The sequence below is a fragment of the Kitasatospora sp. NPDC007106 genome, assembly GCF_040634455.1.
In the GTDB taxonomy this organism is placed as follows: Bacteria; Actinomycetota; Actinomycetes; order Streptomycetales; family Streptomycetaceae; genus Kitasatospora; species Kitasatospora arboriphila.
Genome location: NZ_JBEYFP010001180.1, coordinates 1 through 1,514, shown reverse-complemented (window position 1 = coordinate 1,514; position 1,514 = coordinate 1). Strand labels below are relative to the sequence as shown.

General features: G+C 78.3%; 1 protein-coding gene. It reads right to left on the bottom strand.

From position 1 onward, the window contains the following. Positions 1-21 precede the first annotated feature (21 nt). On the bottom strand, positions 22-1,514 hold a 1,493-nt coding region (gene dacB / locus ABZ641_RS36940), incomplete at its 5' end, for a D-alanyl-D-alanine carboxypeptidase/D-alanyl-D-alanine-endopeptidase (RefSeq protein ID WP_359988945.1).

Sequence of the window (1,514 nt, the reverse complement as noted above, 5' to 3'; positions counted from 1 at the left end):
GCAGCCGGCCGGTGCGGCCCGTCAGCACCGGGCCTCCACCAGGCAGGCGGTCTCCCAGTCCCGGTCCGGCACCTCGCCCGGCGTCTCGGCCGGCGGGGCGGCGCGGACGGTGGCGGCCGAACCCCCGGCCAGCCGGACGGCGAACGCGTCGATCACCGAACGGGGGCTGCTGCCGGCGAAGTTGTTGACCAGGACGGCGAAGGCCAGGGTACGGCCGTCGGCCCGCTCGGCGTAGCCCGTCAGGGCGTCCACGCCGGTCATCGAGCCGGTCTTGGCGTGCACCCGGCCCTCGGCGGCGGTGCCGCGCATCCGGTTGGTGAGGGTGCCGCCGACGGCGCGCCGGGCGTCCCCGGCCACCGGCAGCGCCTGGTACCAGGTGGCGAACCAGGGCCTAGTCCGGGCGTACGCCAGCAGCGCGGTGAGCCGGGAGGCGGTCAGCAGGTCGTGCCGGGACAGCCCGGAGCCGTCCACCTGCCGGGCCTCGGTGGGCTCCAGGCCCGCCCGGTGCAGGAAGCCGTTCACCTGGTCGGTGCCGGAGGCCCAGCTGCCGCTGCCGGCCCGCACCCGGCCGATCTCCTTCACCAGGTGCTCGGCGATGCCGTTGTTGCTGAGCTTCAGGAAGGGCGCCATCAGGGCCGAGACCGGCGCCGAGTCGTGGGCGGCGAGGACGGCCGCGCCCGCCGGCGCCCGGCCCTCGCGGGGCGCACCCTGCACCGCGACCCCGTGCCGGGCCAGGGCTGCGGCGAACACGTCGGCGGCCACCAGCGCCGGGGCGTCCACGGCGATCCACTCCTCGCTCGGGCCGCCGTCCGCCGGGACGCTGCCGGAGAGCAGCAGTTCGTTGCCGCCGGGCCTGCGGTCGACCACGGCGGTACGGGCGCTGCCGGCCGCGCCGGTCGCCACCCGGCCGGTGAACCGGACGGGCGCCTCGGCGGGGACGACCCGCACCGCGGCGGGCTGCCCGGACGCCTCCCCGGGGGTCAGCACGACCCGGACGGTGCCCGGGTCGTAGTCGGTGTCGGTGGTGAGGGTCAGCGCGGAGATCTGCGGGCTGTAGTACGCCGCCTGGTCGTCCCACGACCAGCTGGGGCCGAGCGGCACGTCGTCCCAGCGGCTCGCATCGGCCAGCAGGGCGCCGCCGACCTCCGTCACCCCGGCGGCGGCCACCGCCGCGGCCAGCGCGTCGAGGTCGGCCGGCAGCAGCGTCGGGTCGCCGCCGCCGCGCAGCACCAGGTCGCCGTCGATCCGGCCGCCGGTGCGCGGGCCGGCGGCGAGCACCTCGGTGGTGAAGCGGTGGTCGGGGCCGAGCAGTTCGAGGGCGGCCGCCGCGGTCACCGTCTTCTGGGTGGAGGCGGGCAGCAGCAGCGCGCCGGGCGTCCGCCGGTACAGCACCTCGCCGGTGGCCGCGTCGGTGACCAGCGCGGACACCTGGGCACCGGTCAGCGCCCGGTCGGCGAACAGCGCGTCCAGGTCGGAGCCGAGGCTCCGGGCGGCGGCGGACGTCCCCGCGCCGC